This window comes from Streptomyces sp. NPDC041122 (assembly GCF_055592445.1).
Genome location: NZ_JBVIYQ010000001.1, coordinates 136,976 through 152,546, shown reverse-complemented (window position 1 = coordinate 152,546; position 15,571 = coordinate 136,976). Strand labels below are relative to the sequence as shown.

At 72.9% G+C, this 15,571-nt stretch carries 16 protein-coding genes; 8 read left to right on the top strand and 8 right to left on the bottom strand.

Features of this window, described 5'->3' with window-relative positions; translation table 11 throughout:
• Positions 1-50: 50 nt before the first annotated feature.
• The gene (locus ACZ6B8_RS00675; protein ID WP_471074854.1) at positions 51-608 is read right to left on the bottom strand and encodes a DoxX family membrane protein; all 558 of its coding nucleotides are present in this window, start codon (positions 606-608) and stop codon (positions 51-53) included.
• 157 nt (positions 609-765) lie between these two features.
• Here ACZ6B8_RS00675 and ACZ6B8_RS00670 point away from each other — a divergent pair, with 157 nt between their 5' ends.
• On the top strand, positions 766-1,089 hold the full coding sequence (locus ACZ6B8_RS00670) for a nuclear transport factor 2 family protein (protein ID WP_471074857.1): 324 nt from the start codon (positions 766-768) through the stop codon (positions 1,087-1,089).
• A gap of 149 nt (positions 1,090-1,238) precedes the next feature.
• On the opposite strand, the gene ACZ6B8_RS00665 is transcribed toward ACZ6B8_RS00670, so the two are convergent.
• A complete protein-coding gene (locus ACZ6B8_RS00665; RefSeq protein ID WP_471605844.1) occupies positions 1,239-1,709 on the bottom strand; it encodes a lamin tail domain-containing protein in 471 nt (156 codons plus the stop codon).
• A 118-nt stretch (positions 1,710-1,827) separates the two neighbouring features.
• Positions 1,828-2,601, bottom strand: coding sequence for an SDR family oxidoreductase (locus ACZ6B8_RS00660; RefSeq protein ID WP_471074863.1), 774 nt, complete (start codon positions 2,599-2,601; stop codon positions 1,828-1,830).
• Positions 2,602-2,734: 133 nt separating this feature from the next.
• Between ACZ6B8_RS00660 and ACZ6B8_RS00655 the strand changes: the two genes are divergently transcribed.
• The 4 genes from ACZ6B8_RS00655 (at position 2,735) to ACZ6B8_RS00640 (ending at position 8,035) form a co-directional block, all read left to right on the top strand.
• Positions 2,735-4,369 (top strand): alkaline phosphatase D family protein, encoded by a 1,635-nt coding sequence (locus ACZ6B8_RS00655; RefSeq protein WP_471605843.1) that lies wholly within the window; start codon positions 2,735-2,737, stop codon positions 4,367-4,369.
• A gap of 107 nt (positions 4,370-4,476) precedes the next feature.
• On the top strand, positions 4,477-5,766 hold the full coding sequence (locus ACZ6B8_RS00650) for a multidrug effflux MFS transporter (RefSeq protein WP_471074869.1): 1,290 nt from the start codon (positions 4,477-4,479) through the stop codon (positions 5,764-5,766).
• Positions 5,721-6,896 carry a serine hydrolase domain-containing protein gene (locus ACZ6B8_RS00645; protein ID WP_471074872.1) on the top strand — a complete coding sequence of 392 codons (1,176 nt, stop codon included), beginning with the start codon at positions 5,721-5,723 and terminating at the stop codon, positions 6,894-6,896. The genes ACZ6B8_RS00650 and ACZ6B8_RS00645 overlap by 46 nt, the downstream gene beginning before the upstream one ends.
• Positions 6,897-6,988: 92 nt before the next feature.
• Positions 6,989-8,035: a small ribosomal subunit Rsm22 family protein gene (locus tag ACZ6B8_RS00640; protein WP_471605842.1), complete on the top strand. Its 1,047-nt coding sequence runs from the start codon at positions 6,989-6,991 to the stop codon at positions 8,033-8,035.
• Between the two features lie 43 nt (positions 8,036-8,078).
• Here the strand turns inward: ACZ6B8_RS00640 and ACZ6B8_RS00635 are convergent, their stop codons facing one another.
• Entirely contained in the window at positions 8,079-8,564 is a 486-nt protein-coding gene (locus tag ACZ6B8_RS00635; protein ID WP_471074877.1) for a hypothetical protein, read from the bottom strand.
• Positions 8,565-8,754: 190 nt separating this feature from the next.
• Between ACZ6B8_RS00635 and ACZ6B8_RS00630 the strand changes: the two genes are divergently transcribed.
• Complete coding sequence (locus ACZ6B8_RS00630) at positions 8,755-10,791, top strand: glycoside hydrolase (RefSeq protein ID WP_471605841.1); 2,037 nt, start codon at positions 8,755-8,757, stop codon at positions 10,789-10,791.
• Here ACZ6B8_RS00630 and ddaH read toward each other — a convergent pair whose 3' ends face one another.
• On the bottom strand, positions 10,792-11,625 hold the full coding sequence (ddaH, locus tag ACZ6B8_RS00625) for a dimethylargininase (protein ID WP_471605840.1): 834 nt from the start codon (positions 11,623-11,625) through the stop codon (positions 10,792-10,794).
• Between the two features lie 162 nt (positions 11,626-11,787).
• On the bottom strand, positions 11,788-11,970 hold the full coding sequence (locus tag ACZ6B8_RS00620; protein WP_471605839.1) for a DUF6243 family protein: 183 nt from the start codon (positions 11,968-11,970) through the stop codon (positions 11,788-11,790).
• 157 nt (positions 11,971-12,127) lie between these two features.
• Between ACZ6B8_RS00620 and ACZ6B8_RS00615 the strand changes: the two genes are divergently transcribed.
• Complete coding sequence (locus ACZ6B8_RS00615) at positions 12,128-12,769, top strand: TetR/AcrR family transcriptional regulator (protein ID WP_471074889.1); 642 nt, start codon at positions 12,128-12,130, stop codon at positions 12,767-12,769.
• On the opposite strand, the gene ACZ6B8_RS00610 is transcribed toward ACZ6B8_RS00615, so the two are convergent.
• Positions 12,747-13,586, bottom strand: a complete 840-nt coding sequence (locus ACZ6B8_RS00610; RefSeq protein ID WP_471074892.1) for a glycerophosphodiester phosphodiesterase — start codon at positions 13,584-13,586, stop codon at positions 12,747-12,749. The genes ACZ6B8_RS00615 and ACZ6B8_RS00610 overlap by 23 nt on opposite strands.
• A 168-nt stretch (positions 13,587-13,754) precedes the next feature.
• On the opposite strand from ACZ6B8_RS00610, the gene ACZ6B8_RS00605 reads away from it, so the two are divergent.
• Positions 13,755-14,492 (top strand): bifunctional DNA primase/polymerase, encoded by a 738-nt coding sequence (locus ACZ6B8_RS00605; protein WP_471074895.1) that lies wholly within the window; start codon positions 13,755-13,757, stop codon positions 14,490-14,492.
• 39 nt (positions 14,493-14,531) lie between these two features.
• Here ACZ6B8_RS00605 and ACZ6B8_RS00600 read toward each other — a convergent pair whose 3' ends face one another.
• Positions 14,532-15,518, bottom strand: coding sequence for an SCO2278 family lipoprotein (locus ACZ6B8_RS00600; protein WP_471074898.1), 987 nt, complete (start codon positions 15,516-15,518; stop codon positions 14,532-14,534).
• Positions 15,519-15,571 lie beyond the last annotated feature (53 nt).

Genomic DNA, 15,571 nt, shown 5'->3' with positions numbered 1-15,571 from the left:
CCCCTCCCCGTACGAAAACGGCCCCTGCCCCCCCCCGCACCCCGCATGCCTCACCCCTCGGACGTCTCGCGGTCCTTCTCCGCCGCGCGGACGTTCTTGATCCTCGCGCCCAGCGTCGCGAGCACGCCCACCGCCGTGCCCGCCAGCGCGGCCGGCACCATCCAGCCGCGGTCCAGGGTGTGGCCGAGCGCGTGGTCCACGGAGTAGCGGCCGGGGCCCGCGACGGCGAGGGCCGCCGCGACCAGGCCGAGGTACGCCGGGTACTCGTAGCCGCCGCCCTGGCTGAAGAACCCGTTCGGCGTGTGCACGGCCGTGGCGCCGGCCATCGCCCCCGCCGCGGCGGAGCCCGCCGCGGGCGTTGCGAGTCCGAGGGCGAGCAGCAGCCCGCCGCCCGCCTCGGCCAGCCCCGCCACGACGGCGTTCAGGCGGCCCGGCGCGTATCCGACGGACTCCATGAAGGCGCCGGTGCCCTCGATGCCGCCGCCGCCGAACCAGCCGAACAGCTTCTGGCCGCCGTGCGCGACCAGCACGCCGCCGGTGCCCGCGCGGAGCAGCAGCAGTCCCAGGTCACGTCGGTCCAGGCAGGAGCAGGTCGAGGAGGTGGTCATGGGGAACTCCCGGGTCGGCCCCTCGGCGGGGTGGCGGTTGCGTCCGCCTCCACCGTCCACCGGACCCGCGCCGGCCACCCGGCCCGCGGGGCCGTACGGGTGACGCGCGGTGTGCGCCGCGGTGGCGCACCGGACCGCCCGGTGTGAACGTGGGCCCATGAGCATCCAGGTAAACCGGCTCGGTGACCCCACGGTCCGGGCCTTCGTCACCGCGGTGAACGCCCACGACAAGCCCGCCTTCGACGCCCTGCTCGCGCCCGGCGCCACCATGGCCGACGACGGCACGGACCGGGACGTCGCCGACTGGGCGGACCGCGAGATCTTCTCCTCCAACGGCCACATGGACGTCGAGTCGGAGTCGGACGGCGGCCGCGGGCTGCTCGTGTCGTACCGGAACGACACATGGGGCGAGATGCGGACGAAGTGGCGGTTCACCGTCGACGGCGACAAGATCACCCGCTTCGAGACGGGCCAGGCCTGAGGATCGCCCTTCGGGACGGGCCGGGCCCGGCCGCTGCGAGCGGCGTCGGGCCCGGCCCTGTCCCTTCCCCTCCCCTGTGACAGTGGTCAGTGGGCCGTGGCCAGGGGCCGGGGCTCGGTGGTCCGTGGCCAGGAGTCAGGAGCCAGGGGTCAGTGGCAGTTCTGGTGGCCGGAGCCGACGCGCGACCACGAGCAGGAGTCCTGCTGCGAGCCGCTCGGCTTGATGAGGCGCGCCTTGTCGCCGTCGTTGTTCCAGACGTAGTTCGACCGGCCCCAGTAGCGCACGCCGGAGGCGTTGCCGCCCTTGCCGGTGCGGACCTTGACGGTCTTGCCCGCGCCGATCTTGTAGCTGCCGAAGGTGTACGTGTACCCGGTGTCGTCCTTCAGCTTGTAGCCCTTGAGCTGGACCGCGGAGCGGCCGTTGTTGTGGATGTTGACCCACTCCGCGTTCAGCGAGGAGTTCGAGCGGGTGTCCCGGCCCGGGCTGTCGTACTGGATGTAGCCGAGGTGCAGCCCACCCTGGTGGCTCGCGGCCGCCGCCGACGCGGGGGACGCGGCGAGCAGGGACACCGACAGGGCGGTGGCGGCGAGGACGGCGGGTGCGGCGGTGCGTATGCGCAAGACGTGCTCCAAGTGTGAAGTTCTCGTGGAGAGAAGCCGAGCATACGGGGACCACCGGCCCCATTCGTCGCGGTAGTACTTATTCCACTTGTGGAGATCCGGCGCGCGCGCTGAGCCGTCAACCTCGCCCGATGTACGGCATGTTGGTCGCCAGTACCGTCGCGAACTGCACGTTCGCCTCCAGCGGCAGCTCTGCCATGTGCCGCACCGTGCGCGCCACATCCGCCACGTCCATCACCGGCTCGCTCGCCAGCTCGCCGTTGGCCTGCGGGATTCCGGCCTGCATGCGCTCGGTCATGTCGGTCGCCGCGTTGCCGATGTCGATCTGTCCGACGGCGATCCGGTACGGCCTGCCGTCCAGGGACAGCGACTTGGTGAGCCCGGTCAGGGCGTGTTTCGTCGTCGTGTACGCCACCGAGTCCGGGCGCGGCGCATGGGCCGAGATGGATCCGTTGTTGATGATCCGGCCGCCCTGCGGGTCCTGCTCCTTCATCAGCCGGAAGGCGGCCTGCGCGCACAGGAACGCGCCGTTGAGGTTGGTGTCGACGACGTGCCGCCACGCGTCGTAGGGGAGCTCCTCGACCGGGACGCCGCCGGGGCCGAACGTACCGGCGTTGTTGAAGAGGAGGTCCAGCCGGCCGAAGCCCTCGCGTACCCGCGCGAACAGGGCCGCCACGTCGTCGGGGTGCGACACGTCCGTCCGTACGCACAGGGTCGCGCCGTCCTTCGCCGACGCGAGGGCGGCCGTCTCCTCCAGCGTCTGCGGGCGGCGGCCCGCGAGCGCCACCGACCAGCCCGCGGCGAGCAGTTCTAGGGCGACGGCGCGGCCGATGCCGGAGCCGGCACCGGTGACCACGGCCGTCTTCGGCGATGCAGTTTGCCATGCGTTCATGGCCCCGCAGCGTACGGGAGGGGCGTCCACGCGGACATCATCCGCCCGCCATGCGGCTGTTGTGTACGCGACAGGCTCGCGTCGTCCCCCGGTACTTGCATCCCCCTGACAGCAATCGTCAGGGGAGGGCCACATGACACCCGCAGGCCAGCAGCACGCACCCGAGATCCGCGCCGCCGCCCGTCACCTGGGCCGCCGCCGGTTCCTCACCGTCACCGGCGCCGCCGCCGCGCTCGCCTTCGCCACCAACCTGCCCACCGCGGGCGTCGCCGGCGCCGCGGAGCTCGACGCCCGGCGCATCCGGAAGGACCCCTTCACCCTCGGCGTCGCCTCCGGCGACCCGCTGCCCTCGTCGGCCCTGCTCTGGACCCGGCTCGCCCCCGCCCCCTACGAGCCCGGCGGCGGCCTGCCCCAGGAGCGCGTCACCGTCCAGTGGGAGCTCGCCCACGACGCCCGGTTCCGGCGCGTCGCCAGACGCGGCACCGTCACCGCGCACCCGGAGTTCAACCACGCCGTGCACGTCGAGGCGGACCACCTGGACGCCGGCCGCACGTACTACTTCCGCTTCAGGACCGGCAGCTGGGTGAGCGAGACCGGCCGCACCCGCACCGCGCCCGCCGCGGGCAGCCGGCCCGGCGGGCTCACCCTCGCCGCCGTCTCCTGCCAGGCGTACCACGACGGCTACTTCACCGCGTACAAGCACCTGGCGCAGGAGGACGTCGACGTCGTCTTCCACCTCGGCGACTACCTCTACGAGTACGCGGTCAACGCGACCGGCGGCGCCCGCAACTACACCGACCGCACGCTGCCCGCCCACTTCAACAAGGAGACCCTGACGCTGGAGGACTACCGGCTGCGGTACGCCCTCTACAAGTCCGACCCCGACCTGCGCGCCGCCCACGCCGCGCACCCCTTCGTCGTCACCTGGGACGACCACGAGACCGAGAACAACTACGCCGGCGACGTCTCCGAGAACGACGACCCGCCCGCCGAGTTCCTGCTCCGCCGCGCCGCCGCCTACCGGGCGTACTGGGAGAACCTCCCGCTGCGCCGCCCGCAGCTGCCGAGCGGGCCCGACGCCCAGCTCTACCGCCGCCTGGTCTGGGGCCGGCTCGCCCAGTTCGACATCCTCGACACCCGCCAGTACCGCTCCGACCAGGCGTACGGCGACACCGCCCACGTCCCCGGCCCCGAGTCGGACGACCCGGCGCGCACCATCACCGGCGCCACCCAGGAGCGCTGGCTCCTCGACGGCTGGCGCCGCTCGCGCGCCCAGTGGAACGTCGTCCCGCAGCAGGTCACCTTCTCCGAGCGCAGGCTGGACCTCAACGCGCGGGCGAAGCTCTCCATGGACGCCTGGGACGGCTACCGCGCCTCCCGCGAGCGGGTCCTCGCCGGCGCGAAGGCCGCGGACCTGGACAACCTCATGGTCCTCACCGGTGACGTGCACGTCGGCTACGCCTTCGACATCAAGGCCGACTTCGACGACCCGTCCTCCGAGACCGTCGGCACCGAGATCGTCGCCACCTCCATCGCGAGCGGCAAGGACGGCGCGGACAAGCCGGCCAACTGGGACACCTACACCAAGGCCAACCCGCACCTGAAGTTCTACAACGGCCGCCGCGGCTACGTCACCGTCACCCTCGGCCGCGAGGCCGCACGGGCCGACTTCAGGACGGTCTCGGCGGTGACGACGCCGGGAGCGCCGGTCAGGACGGCGGCGTCCTTCGTGACCGAGGCGGGCGACCCGGGGCTGAAGCCCGCCTAGTCCCCGCGGACCGCCGAACCCCTCCCGGTCCCGGCGGAAACCGGTCTCTACCACCCAGCTCGGCCTGCGACGATGGAGAGGTACACGCAGCGACTGGGAGGGGCAGGATGCCTGAGCTCGGGCAGGCCACGGAGACACATCCGATACCGAAGGCGGCGGAGCCACCGGGCCCCGCCGCCCTCCGCCGTACCGGCGCCCTCGTCACGCTCGTCCTCGGCGGCCTCACCGCCGTCCCCGCGCTCTCCATGGACATGTACCTGCCGGCCCTGCCGGAGGTCACCGACGCCCTGCACTCCCCGGCCGCCACCGTCCAGCTGACCCTGACCGCCTGCCTCATGGGCATGGCGCTCGGCCAGCTCGTCGTCGGCCCGATGAGCGACAAGTGGGGCCGCCGCCGCCCCCTCCTCATCGGCCTGCTCGTCTACGTCGTCGCCACCGCGACCTGCGCCTTCGCGCCCAACGCGGAGCTGCTCATCGGCTTCCGGCTGCTCCAGGGCCTGGCCGGCTCGGCCGGCATCGTGATCGCCCGCGCCGTCGTCCGCGACCTGTACGACGGCATGGAGATGGCCCGCTTCTTCTCCACCCTCATGCTGATCTCCGGCGTCGCCCCCATCGCCGCGCCCCTCATCGGCGGGCAGGTCCTGCGCTTCACCGACTGGCGCGGCATCTTCGTCGTCCTCACCGCCGTCGGCATCGCGCTGACCCTGCTGGTCTGGCGGCGGCTGCCCGAGACCCTCGCCCCCGAGCGGCGGCACGGCGGCGGCACCGTCGAGGCGCTGCGCACCATGCGCACGCTCCTCGCCGACCGCGTCTTCACCGGCTACATGATCGCGGGCGGCTTCGCGTTCGCCGCGCTCTTCGCGTACATCTCCGCCTCGCCCTTCGTGATCCAGGAGATCTACGGCGCCTCCCCGCAGACCTTCAGCCTCCTCTTCGGCGTCAACTCCGTCGGACTGATCGCCGCGGGCCAGCTCAACGGCAAGGTCCTCGTCGGCAGGGCCAGCCTGAACAAGGTGCTCGCCGTCGGCCTCGTGCTGATCGCGACCGCCGCGACGGCGCTGCTGCTGATGACGGCCGGCGTCTTCGGCGAGGTCGGCCTGTTTCCCGTCGCCGCCGGGCTCTTCGTCCTCATGTCGTCGATGGGCGTCACCATGCCCAACACCCAGTCGCTCGCGCTGATGCGCACCCCGCACGCCGCGGGCTCCGCCTCCGCGCTGCTCGGCACCTCCTCCTTCCTGGTCGGCGCCGTCGCCTCGCCGCTCGTCGGCATCGCCGGCGAGGACACCGCCGTCCCGATGGCCGTCGTCCAACTGGCCTGTGCGCTGGCGGCCCTCGCCTGCTTCGTGGGACTGTGCCGCCCCTGGCAGCACCGGCCCACACAGGAGGCGGACCACTGAGCGCACCCAGGCTCCTGCGCCCCGGCTCGCCCGACCGGGCGGGCCTCGACCCCGACGAGATCGGCCGGCTCGTCGCCGAGGTGCGCGCCCTGACCCGCGGGAAGCGCCCCTGGTGCGCCGGCGCCGTGGTCGTCGCCGGCCGCGGGCCCGTGGTCGCGGCCGAGGAGGCGGCCGGCTGGGCGGTGCGCTACGCCGCGTACGACCCGGAGAGCGACACCGGCGTCGAGCTGCCCCGCGAGTGGCGGGTGCCGATGCGCACCACCACCCCCTTCGACCTGGCCTCGCTCACCAAGCTCTTCACCACGGTGGCCGCCGTGCAGCAGCTGGAGCGCGGCACGCTCGGCATCGACGCGCTCGTCGGGGCGTACGTCCCGGAGTTCACCGCCGCCGCCGAGCACGGCGTCACCGTCCGCCAGCTGCTCACCCACACCTCCGGGCTACGGCCCGAACTGCCGCTGTACGACTGCCCCGACGACGCCGCGCGCCTCGCCGCCCTGCGCGCCGAGGCCCCGGTCACCGCGCCCGGCGACCACGTCTACTCCGACCTCAACATGCTGCTGCTCCAGCACGTCCTCGAACGGATCACTGGGCGCCCCCTCGACGTCCTGATCCGCGAGGGCATCACCCGGCCGCTCAGGATGACCGCCACCGGCTTCGGGCCGCGCCCCGACGCCGCCGCCACGGAGGACCAGCGCACCCCCTGGGCCAAGGCCGACCGGGGCATGCTGCGCGGCACGGTCCACGACGAGAACGCCTGGGCGCTCGGCGGCGTCGCGGGGCACGCGGGCCTCTTCTCCACCGCCGGCGACCTGGCGGTGTTCTGCCGCACGCTGCTGTGCGGCGGCAGTTACGGCAGGGCCCGCATCCTCGGCCCCGACTTCGTCGAGCTGATGCTGGCGGAGCCGGGCCTCGGCTTCCGTATCGACCAGCCGTGGTTCATGGGGGAGCTCGCCGGCCGCGGGGCGGCCGGGCACACCGGCTTCACCGGCACGTCCCTGGTCCTCGATCCGGCGACCGACACCTTCCTGGTGCTGCTCGCGAACACGGTGCACCCGCGGCGCAGGCCCGCCGACAACGGGCCGCGCGCGGCGGCGGGCACGCGGCTGGCACGGGCGGCGCGGGGGCGGTAGCGCGGGGGTGCGGGGGCCGCCCGGGGCGGCCCGGGCGGGGCCTCCGCCGTCCCTTCGGCCCCCGGGTCCCCGGGCCCCCGTAGACTCACGGGGTGAACGCCCCGATCCCCCCGGCAGCCCCCGCCGCCCCGGCCGAGACCCTGCGCACCGCCCTCGCCGGACTCCTGGACGGCCTGCCGCCCAAGCAGGCGACCCAGGCCGTCGACCGGCTGATCGCCAACTACCGGGGCCGCACCCCGACCGACGCCCCGATCCTGCGCGACCGCGCGGACGTCGTCGCCTACGCCGCGTACCGCATGCCCGCGACCTTCGAGGCGGTCCGTTCCGCACTGGCCGCCCTCGCGGACGCCGCGCCCGCGGACTGGGCGCCGGGCAGCCATGTGGACGTGGGCGGCGGGACCGGCGCGGCGACCTGGGCGGTCGCTGCGACCTGGGCGGGGGAGCGGCCCGTGACGGTCCTGGACTGGGCCGACCCGGCGCTGGCGCTCGGCCGTGAACTGGCGGGCGCCACCCCGCAGTTGAGCGGCGCCCGGTGGCAGCGCTCTCGGATCGGAGCGGCGCTCACCATCGAGAGCGCCGATCTCGTCACGGTGTCGTACGTGCTCGGGGAGCTGACGGAGGCCGACCGCGGTGCGGTCGTCGACGCGGCGGCCGACGCGGCCGCGGGGGCCGTCGTCATCGTCGAGCCGGGCACCCCCGACGGCTACGCGCGGATCATCGCGGCCCGCGACCGGCTGATCGCGCGGGGCTTCCGGATCGCCGCGCCCTGCCCGCACAGCGCCGCCTGCCCCATCGAGCCCGGCACCGACTGGTGCCACTTCTCCGCGCGGGTCAGCAGGTCGTCCCTGCACCGCCAGGTCAAGGGCGGCTCACTGGCGTACGAGGACGAGAAGTTCAGCTATGTCGCGGCGGTCCGCTTCGACGCGGACCCGGCGCCCTCCCGCGTGGTGCGCCGCCCGCAGATCCGCAAGGGCCAGGTCCTCCTCGACCTGTGCGAGGCCGAGGAGGTCCTGAGCAGGGAGACCGTGACCAAGCGCCACGGCCCCCTCTACCGCGCGGCCCGCGACGCGGACTGGGGTGACGCGTGGCCGCCCCCGTCCGCGCCCGGGCCCGCGGCCGAGCCGCCGTCCGGGGACTGACGGCCCGGACCGTTGACCCGGGCCGTCGACCCGGGCCGTCGGCTCAGGCGCCCCAGGTGCCCTGGTCGACGGCGCAGTTCCAGCCGGTCCCGTGCACGGCGAACTTCACCTTGTAGGACCTGGTGTTCAGCAGGTGCGTGCGGACCCTGACGCCGAGCTTGGCCTTGCCCGCGAGGCTCTTGTCGTAGACCGAGACGGTCTTCGTGGTCCTGCGGGTGACCTTGCCCCCGGTCGGCGTGGCCTTGCCGAAGCGGACGTTCTTGACGTTGGTCACCGTGAAGGTGACCTTCTTGATGGTCTTCGTGCTCTTGTTCTTCAGCCCGAAGTACAGGCCCCCGCCCGTCACCCAGTTGTTCCGGTCCACCTGGAAACGGGACGTGTAGACGATGTCGATCGGGCAGCCGGCGACGGTCCGCGGCGCGGCCTTCGGAGCGGACGGGCCGCTCGTCGCGGAAGCGGACCCGGCGAGCCCGAGCTGAGCGGCGGTGAGCGCCCCCGCGGTCGCGAGGACGGCGGCGGACGTGCGCATACGGTTCACTGCGCTGATACCTCTTCTTCCCCCTGGGCCCCGGTGGACCCAACTGTTTGGTTGTGGTGCTGCGTTCACACAGGACGGTCTGTCCACCTGTGCGCCCGTATTGTTAGCACGTCCTCGGACACATGGCCGAACTGCCCCTCTTCTTAGAAGGTTCTTAGGGGCGGCGACTATCCAGTTCCCCATGCCCACCAAGATCAGTTCTCCCGGTCACGCCCGCAGGCGGTCGGAGACCCGTTTCCTCTCCCTGTCCATCGCCCTCGCGGTCGTCGCGGCCGGCGCCACCACGTACGCCTTCACCGCCGGCGCCGAGCAACCGCACGGCAAGCAGGTCGAGTTGACGGTCGACGGCGGTACGGCCGTGGTCGACACCGCCTCCCTCGCCGTGCGCGCCCACACCCGCGACGGCCGCGACCTCACCCTCTCCGACGCCGCGGGAACCGACCTCGGCGCGCCGGGCCCGGTACGCCGGCACGGCACGGGCGAGGCCCGCTGGAGCTATCCCGAGCACGGCATCGACGTCACCGCCCGCACCGACCACGGCCGCCTCTCGCTGCGTCTGAAGGCCGACCGCGACACCTCCGTCAGCTGGCCCGTCACCGGCACCGACGCCACCGCCTCAGCGCTCCAGCTGCCGCGCGGCGAGGGCCTGGACATCCCCGTGCAGGACGCCTTCTGGACCACCGGCAAGGGCGGTCTCGGCGGCAGCACCGTGGACGTCGGCGCCGACCTCACCCTGCCGCTGTGGGGCTACTCCCTCGGCGAGAGGGCCGGCGTCAGCTACCTCACCCCCACCGACATCGGCACCACCCTCGGCTTCACCACGCCCGGCGGCCGGCTGCGCGCCACCGCGAAGCACGCCTTCGACCGGGGCGAGGGCACCCGTGACTACGCCGTCACCTTCGCCCTGACCGACGGCGACCCGGTCGCGCCCGCCGCCGATTACCGCTCCTACCTCGCCGAGCGCGGACAGCTCGGCAGCCTCAAGCGGAAGATCGCGAAGAACCCCGCCACCGGCAAGCTCCTCGGCGCCTTCCACGCCTACACCTGGGGCGAGGCCCGCACGGCCGCCGGGGTCGAGCGGCTCGAGAGGCTCGGCGTCGGCCGGATGTGGCTCGGCTACGACGCGGGCCCCGGCCCGATGGACGAGGCCGCGGTGAACGCCGCGAAGAAGGCCGGATACCTGGTCGGCCCGTACGACTCCTTCGACAACGGCCAGCCGAGTGCCGACGCCGACAACCCCGCGTCGGCCTGGCCCGGCACCCTCTACCCGGACTTCTGCGTCCGCCGCGCCGACGGCAAGCCGCAGACCGGCTTCGGCGACCGCGGCTGCTACATGAGCTCGCAGGCCTTCGAGCAGGCGGAGAAGAAGCACCACTACCTGGCCGACCGAACCCGCTCCGTCGTCGCCAACGGCGCCGACAGCCTCTTCCTCGACGTCGACGCCACCGGCGAGCTCTTCCGCGACCACGCCGAGAGCCACCCCATGACCAAGGCGCAGGACAGGAAGAACCGCCTCGCGCGCATGAAGCGCATCGCGGAGCACGGCAAGGACGGCCTCGTCCTCGGCTCGGAGACCGCACAGGCGTGGGCGAACAAGGCCGTCGCCTTCGACCACGGTGCGGGCACGCCCCCGGCCGACGGCATCTGGGCGCTCCAGAAGGACAAGGACAAGTGGGGGGCCTACTACCCGGAGTCCGGGCCGAAGTTCTTCTTCAAGCCGGTCGACCTCCCTGCCGACCTCGCCAAGGCGATGTACGACCCGCGCTATCGCGTCCCGCTCTACGAGACCGCGCTGCACGGCTCGCTGGTCAACACCGAGCGCTGGGAGCTGTCGTACGAGAAGCTGCCGCGTCAGAAGAAGGACCGCGCGCTGTTCGCGATGCTCTACAACACTCCGCTCAACTACGTCCTCGACGGCCCGTCGCTGAAGGAGCACGGCGCCGAACTGGCCGTGCTCCAGCGCTACTTCGAGCCGCTGCACAAGGCGGCGGGCACCGAGCCCCTCACTTCCTACCGGCGCCTCACCGCCGACCGCACCGTCCAGCGCACGGTGTTCGGCAAGGGCACCCTGACGGTCACGGCCAACTTCGGCACCGAGGCGCACCACGGCCTGCCCGGCGGCTGCGTCGACGCCCGCCTCAAGGGCGACGACGCGCCGCGCCGGCTCTGCCCGGCCGGGCCGCACGGGGACCGGCCGGGCCGCACGAGGACCAGCTGACTAGTCGCGCAGCTCCTGCGTGCAGCACTTCACGCTGCCGCCGCCCTTGAGCAGTTCGCTCAGGTCCATGGGGACGGGGACGTAACCGCGCTCGCGCAGTGGCTGGAAGAGCCCCACCGCGGCCTGCGGGAGCAGCACGTTGAGCCCGTCGGACACGGCGTTGAGCCCGAGCGCCACGGCGTCGGGCTCCTCGGCGATCAGCGCGTCGGGGAAGAGCCGGCGCAGGACCGCGCGGCTGCCGGGCGAGAAGGCGGGCGGGTAGTACATGACCTCGTCCGCCGCGTCGTCCAGGACGGCGAGCGCGGTGTCCAGGTGGTAGTAGCGCGGGTCGATCAGGTCGAGCCCGATGACCGGGCGGCCGAAGAACTCCTGGGCCTCGCCGTGCGAGAGCGGGCTGGCCCGGAAGCCGCGCCCGGCCAGGACGTAGGAGGCGGTGACCGCGAAGTCGCCCTCGCCCTCGTTGATGTGCGCCGGTTCGTGGATCTCGGTGAAGCCGTGCGCGCCGAACCACTCCAGGTGGGCCGCGGCCTCCTGCTCCCGCTCGCGGTAGGCGAAGCGCGCGCCGAGCACACGGCCGCCCACGACGGTCGCGCCGTTCGCCGCGAAGACCATGTCGGGCAGGCCGGCCCGGGGGGTGAGCTCCTCGACGGTGTGGCCGAGGGCCCGGTACCGGTCGCGCAGGTCCTCCCACTGGGCGAGGGCGAGGGGGACGTCGACCGGCTTGGCGGGGTCCATCCAGGGGTTGATGGAGTAGGTGACCTTGAAGTGTGCCGGTGGGCACATCAGATAGCGCCGGGGTGTGGCGCACCGAGGAGAGCGAGGATTACGGGACAAAGAAGGCTCCTCACGTACCGCAGGGACAGCTGTCGCCCTTGGTGGGGCAGTTGATGCCCATAGTGCGGTGCGAGGAGCCCTCTTTGCTGTGAACCGAACGGGTGGTTGCGGAGATGGTCATCCGGGCGCCGCCGTCCGGACCGTCCGGCCACCCACCCTCGTTCACCGTCCGCCGTGCGTCTCGCGTCCCTCCCGCAGCTTGCGCAGCAGTTCGCGCTTCTGTTCCTGGGGGCTGAGCGTGTTGCCGGACCGGCCGCCGCGGCCCGCGCCGCGCAGCGCGGCACGGGAGAGGTTGCTGCGGGTGCCGCCGATGCCCAGCATGTTTCCGGATCCGCCTCGGGTCATGGTGTGCCTCCCGTTCCGTGGAGTGGCCGGGGCTCCCGTGCTCGGGAAGCCTCCGCCGGGCGAGACGGTTCGTCTCGCTTCGGGCTCCACTATGGACGAGACGGAGCGTCTCGTCAAGACGGGACGTCTCGGTTCGGTCGCTGCTACATTCGACGGTATGGCCCAGAAAACCGCCCCGGACTCCACCCGCCGCAGCGAACGCTCGCGCCGCGCGATCTACGACGCAGCCCTCGCCCTCGTCGACGAGGTCGGTTACGCCAAGCTGACGATCGAGGCCATCGCGGCCCGCGCCGGCGTCGGCAAGCAGACGATCTACCGCTGGTGGCCCTCCAAGGGCGCCGTCCTGCTCGACGCCTTCCTCGACCTCGGCGAACAGGCCGCCAGGGAGGCGAGCGAGAAGGCCGGTTCCGAGGAGATCCAGAGCGCGATCCCCGACACCGGGGACCTCGCGGCCGACCTGAAGTTCGTGATGCGGGCCATCGTCGACGAGTTCAACGACTCCAAGTACGACGCCCCCTACCGCGCCCTCGCCGCCGAAGGGCTGCTCCACCCCGAGCTGGGCGCCGAGTTCGTCGAGAAGCTCCTCGAACCCCAGCTCCAGCTCTTCGCCGCCCGGGTCCGGCAGGCCCAGGACGCGGGCCAGGTGGGACCGGAGATCGACCCCCGCATCGCGCTCGAACTGTGGGCCGGCCCGGTCGCCCAGCGCTGGCTGATGCGCTCGGGCCCGCTCACCCACGCGTACGCCGACACCCTCGTCGACTACGCCCTGCACGGGATCATGCGGCGCGGAGCCTCTTGACCGGCGTCCGCGAGAGCAGGCCGGGGGCGTCCGTGATCACGCCGTTGCAGCCCAGCCGGAGCACCCGGTCCCGCTGCTTCGGGGTGGTCACGGTGTGCGCCCACACCCGGGGGATGCCCGAGTTCACCGCGCGCACCAGGTCGCCGTCGCGCGCCTTGTAGTCGACGTCCAGGACGTCCACGAAGGGCGCCCAGCCCTCCGGCCGGTCCGTGCGCATCTGCCGCTTGGAGCGCCACAGCTGGGCCAGCAGCCCCAGCTCGTGCGCGCGCAGGGCGACCGCTGGGCTGTTGGTGTTCACGAAGACGGAGCGGGTCAGCCTGCGGGCCCGGATGAGCCGGGCGAGCGACTTGAGGCCCTGCGGGTCCTTGGCCTCCAGCATCAGCATGATCCGCCCGCCGAAGCGGTCGAGGACCTCCGCCACCGTCGGCGGCCGCTCCGGGCGCCAGTGGCCGGGCAGCGAGACCCCCGGACGCAGCCGGACGCCCAGCCAGTCCCACCGGTCGAGGCGGCGCACCGGCCCCGTGGCGTACGTGGTCCGGTCCAGGGTGGCGTCGTGCATGACCACCAGGGTGCCGTCGCGCAGTATCCGGGTGTCGAAGTCGATGACCTGCGCGGTACCGCTTTCGTACGCCGTCACCAGGCCCGACATGCTGTTCTCCGGGACCTCCAGGGCCCCGCCTCGGTGCGCCGTGTAGACCACGCGGGGCAGGGCGTCGACCGTCAGGGGTCCGCCGCCCCACTCGATCGGGGTGAGGAAACCGTACGGTGCCGTGAGGGTCAGCGCCGTGAGGCCCGTCAGGACAGTCCTAATGACCATGACGACCACGGTAGGCGGGAAAATCACGATTTCAACCGGAATGACGCGCAAGGGGGCCCGCCACCGGCCCCGCCCCGGCCACCCCGGATGTGGGCTCCGGCCCCCCGAGGCGCAGGATGGTGGGACCATGGGTCATGCTTTCGGCACAACGGCGAGGTGAGGGGCTAGATGGGCGCGGAGTTCGGCAGCCGGTCCGGCGGACAGGGCAAATTCTCCCAGTGGCTGCGGCGCCGCCCCAAGGACACGTCGGGCGATGACCGGGCCCGCGAGGACCTGCTGCTCTCCGCCGCGGCGGCCGGACTGCCGCTCGCCCCGGCCGCGTATCCGTCGGGGTACCGATGTTCCTGCGACCGCATCGGCTGCCCCACGCCCGCCCGCCACCCCGTCTCCTTCGCCTGGCAGACGCAGTCCACGACCGAGCGCGGCCAGATCGAGCGGTGGGCCCGCCACCAGCCGCAGGCCAACTTCATCACCGCGACCGGCATGATCCACGACGTCCTCGACGTCCCGCTCGACGCCGGTCTCGAAGCCCTGGAGCGGCTGCTCGCCGCGGGCATCGAGGTGGGGCCCGTCGCGGAGTCGGGCGGCAGCAACGGCCAGAGCCGGCTGCTCTTCTACACCGCCACCCGGGGCACCCCCGAGGACGAGGACGAGTGGTGGCCCTGCGAGCTCGACTGCCACCCCGAGACGATGGACGAGCACCCCGGCCTGCGCTGGCACTGCCGCGGTTCGTACGTCCTGGTGCCGCCCGCCCGGCTCCCCGACGACCGCGAGGTGCGCTGGCTGCGCGGTCCCGAGCACCCGCTGCCGGACCCGCTGACGCTCCTGGAGACGCTCACCGACGAGTGCGCCCGGGTCGCGGGCGAGCCCCAACAGGACGTCGCCGCCTGGCCGTTGCGGGGCTGACCCGGCGCACCGCGGACCCGTCTCCCGGCCCCGGCACGCCTACTCGCCCTTGGCGCCCGTCAGCCCCTGGATACGGCTGAGGAACGCCACCTTCCCGCCGTCGGACTTCTTCGGGTCGACGACCACCTGGTTCGACACCCGGTCGAGCAGCAGGGTCTGCCGTACCTCGCCCTTGAGCAGGGCCTTCGCGTCCGCGTCGACCTTCGGGCTGAGCCCCTTGAACGCGGTCTGCTTCTCGAAGTGGCGCGTGGAGAAGAAGACCATCGCGCCGCCGTCCGCGGTGCGCAGCCCCAGCGGGGCGAACGAGCCGCCGTTCTGCGGCTCGTCGACGTACTGGACGGCCAGGCCGGCCCGCTTGGAGTTCCTGTCGCGGAACGCCTTCCAGCGCGAGGTGTGGTCACCCGGGGCGAAGGCGTCACCCCCCGACTTCAAGTACGAGGTGTACTCCGCCCCGAGGTCGGCGGGGGCCAGCGCGAGATCCTTCGCGGACGCGCCCACCGGCTCGGCGAAACCGTCCGCGTCCTTCTTCAGCTCCGGCAGCTTCTTCGGCGACACCAGGTTCAGATAGGTGGCCCGCCACAGCTCGTCGGGTCCGCCCTTGGTGAAGACCCAGAGCCAGCGCAGGTCCGAGCGGCGGTTGGCCACGGTGTCGGCCACGAACCAGCGCGGCCAGCCCGCCTTCTTGGGGATGGCGTAGCTGACGTCGCTGAGCTCCAGCGGCACGTGGCGGGGGTTGCCGTCGGGGTGCTGCACGTGCCGGGAGCGCAGGCCGCCCTGGTTGATGGCGCCCAGCGGGCCGGTGATGCGCGCGGCGTCGGCGGACGGTTCGTAGGTCTTGTCCGCCTTGTTGTACGCGGCGAGGAAGTCCTTGAGCGCGCGGGCCGCCTCGGTCCTGGTGGCCGCGGGCACGACCTCGCGCTCGCCGTGCACGGTGACGCAGCCGCTCGCCGACAGCGCCAGAGCCGTCACCGCCGCCGACACCATGACGGGCCGGCCGGGGCCACGAACCCTGCGAACGTTGCTCATCGGAATTCCTTCACCTACCCCTTCCCGGGCCCGAACCTTATCGGGCCCGGGAA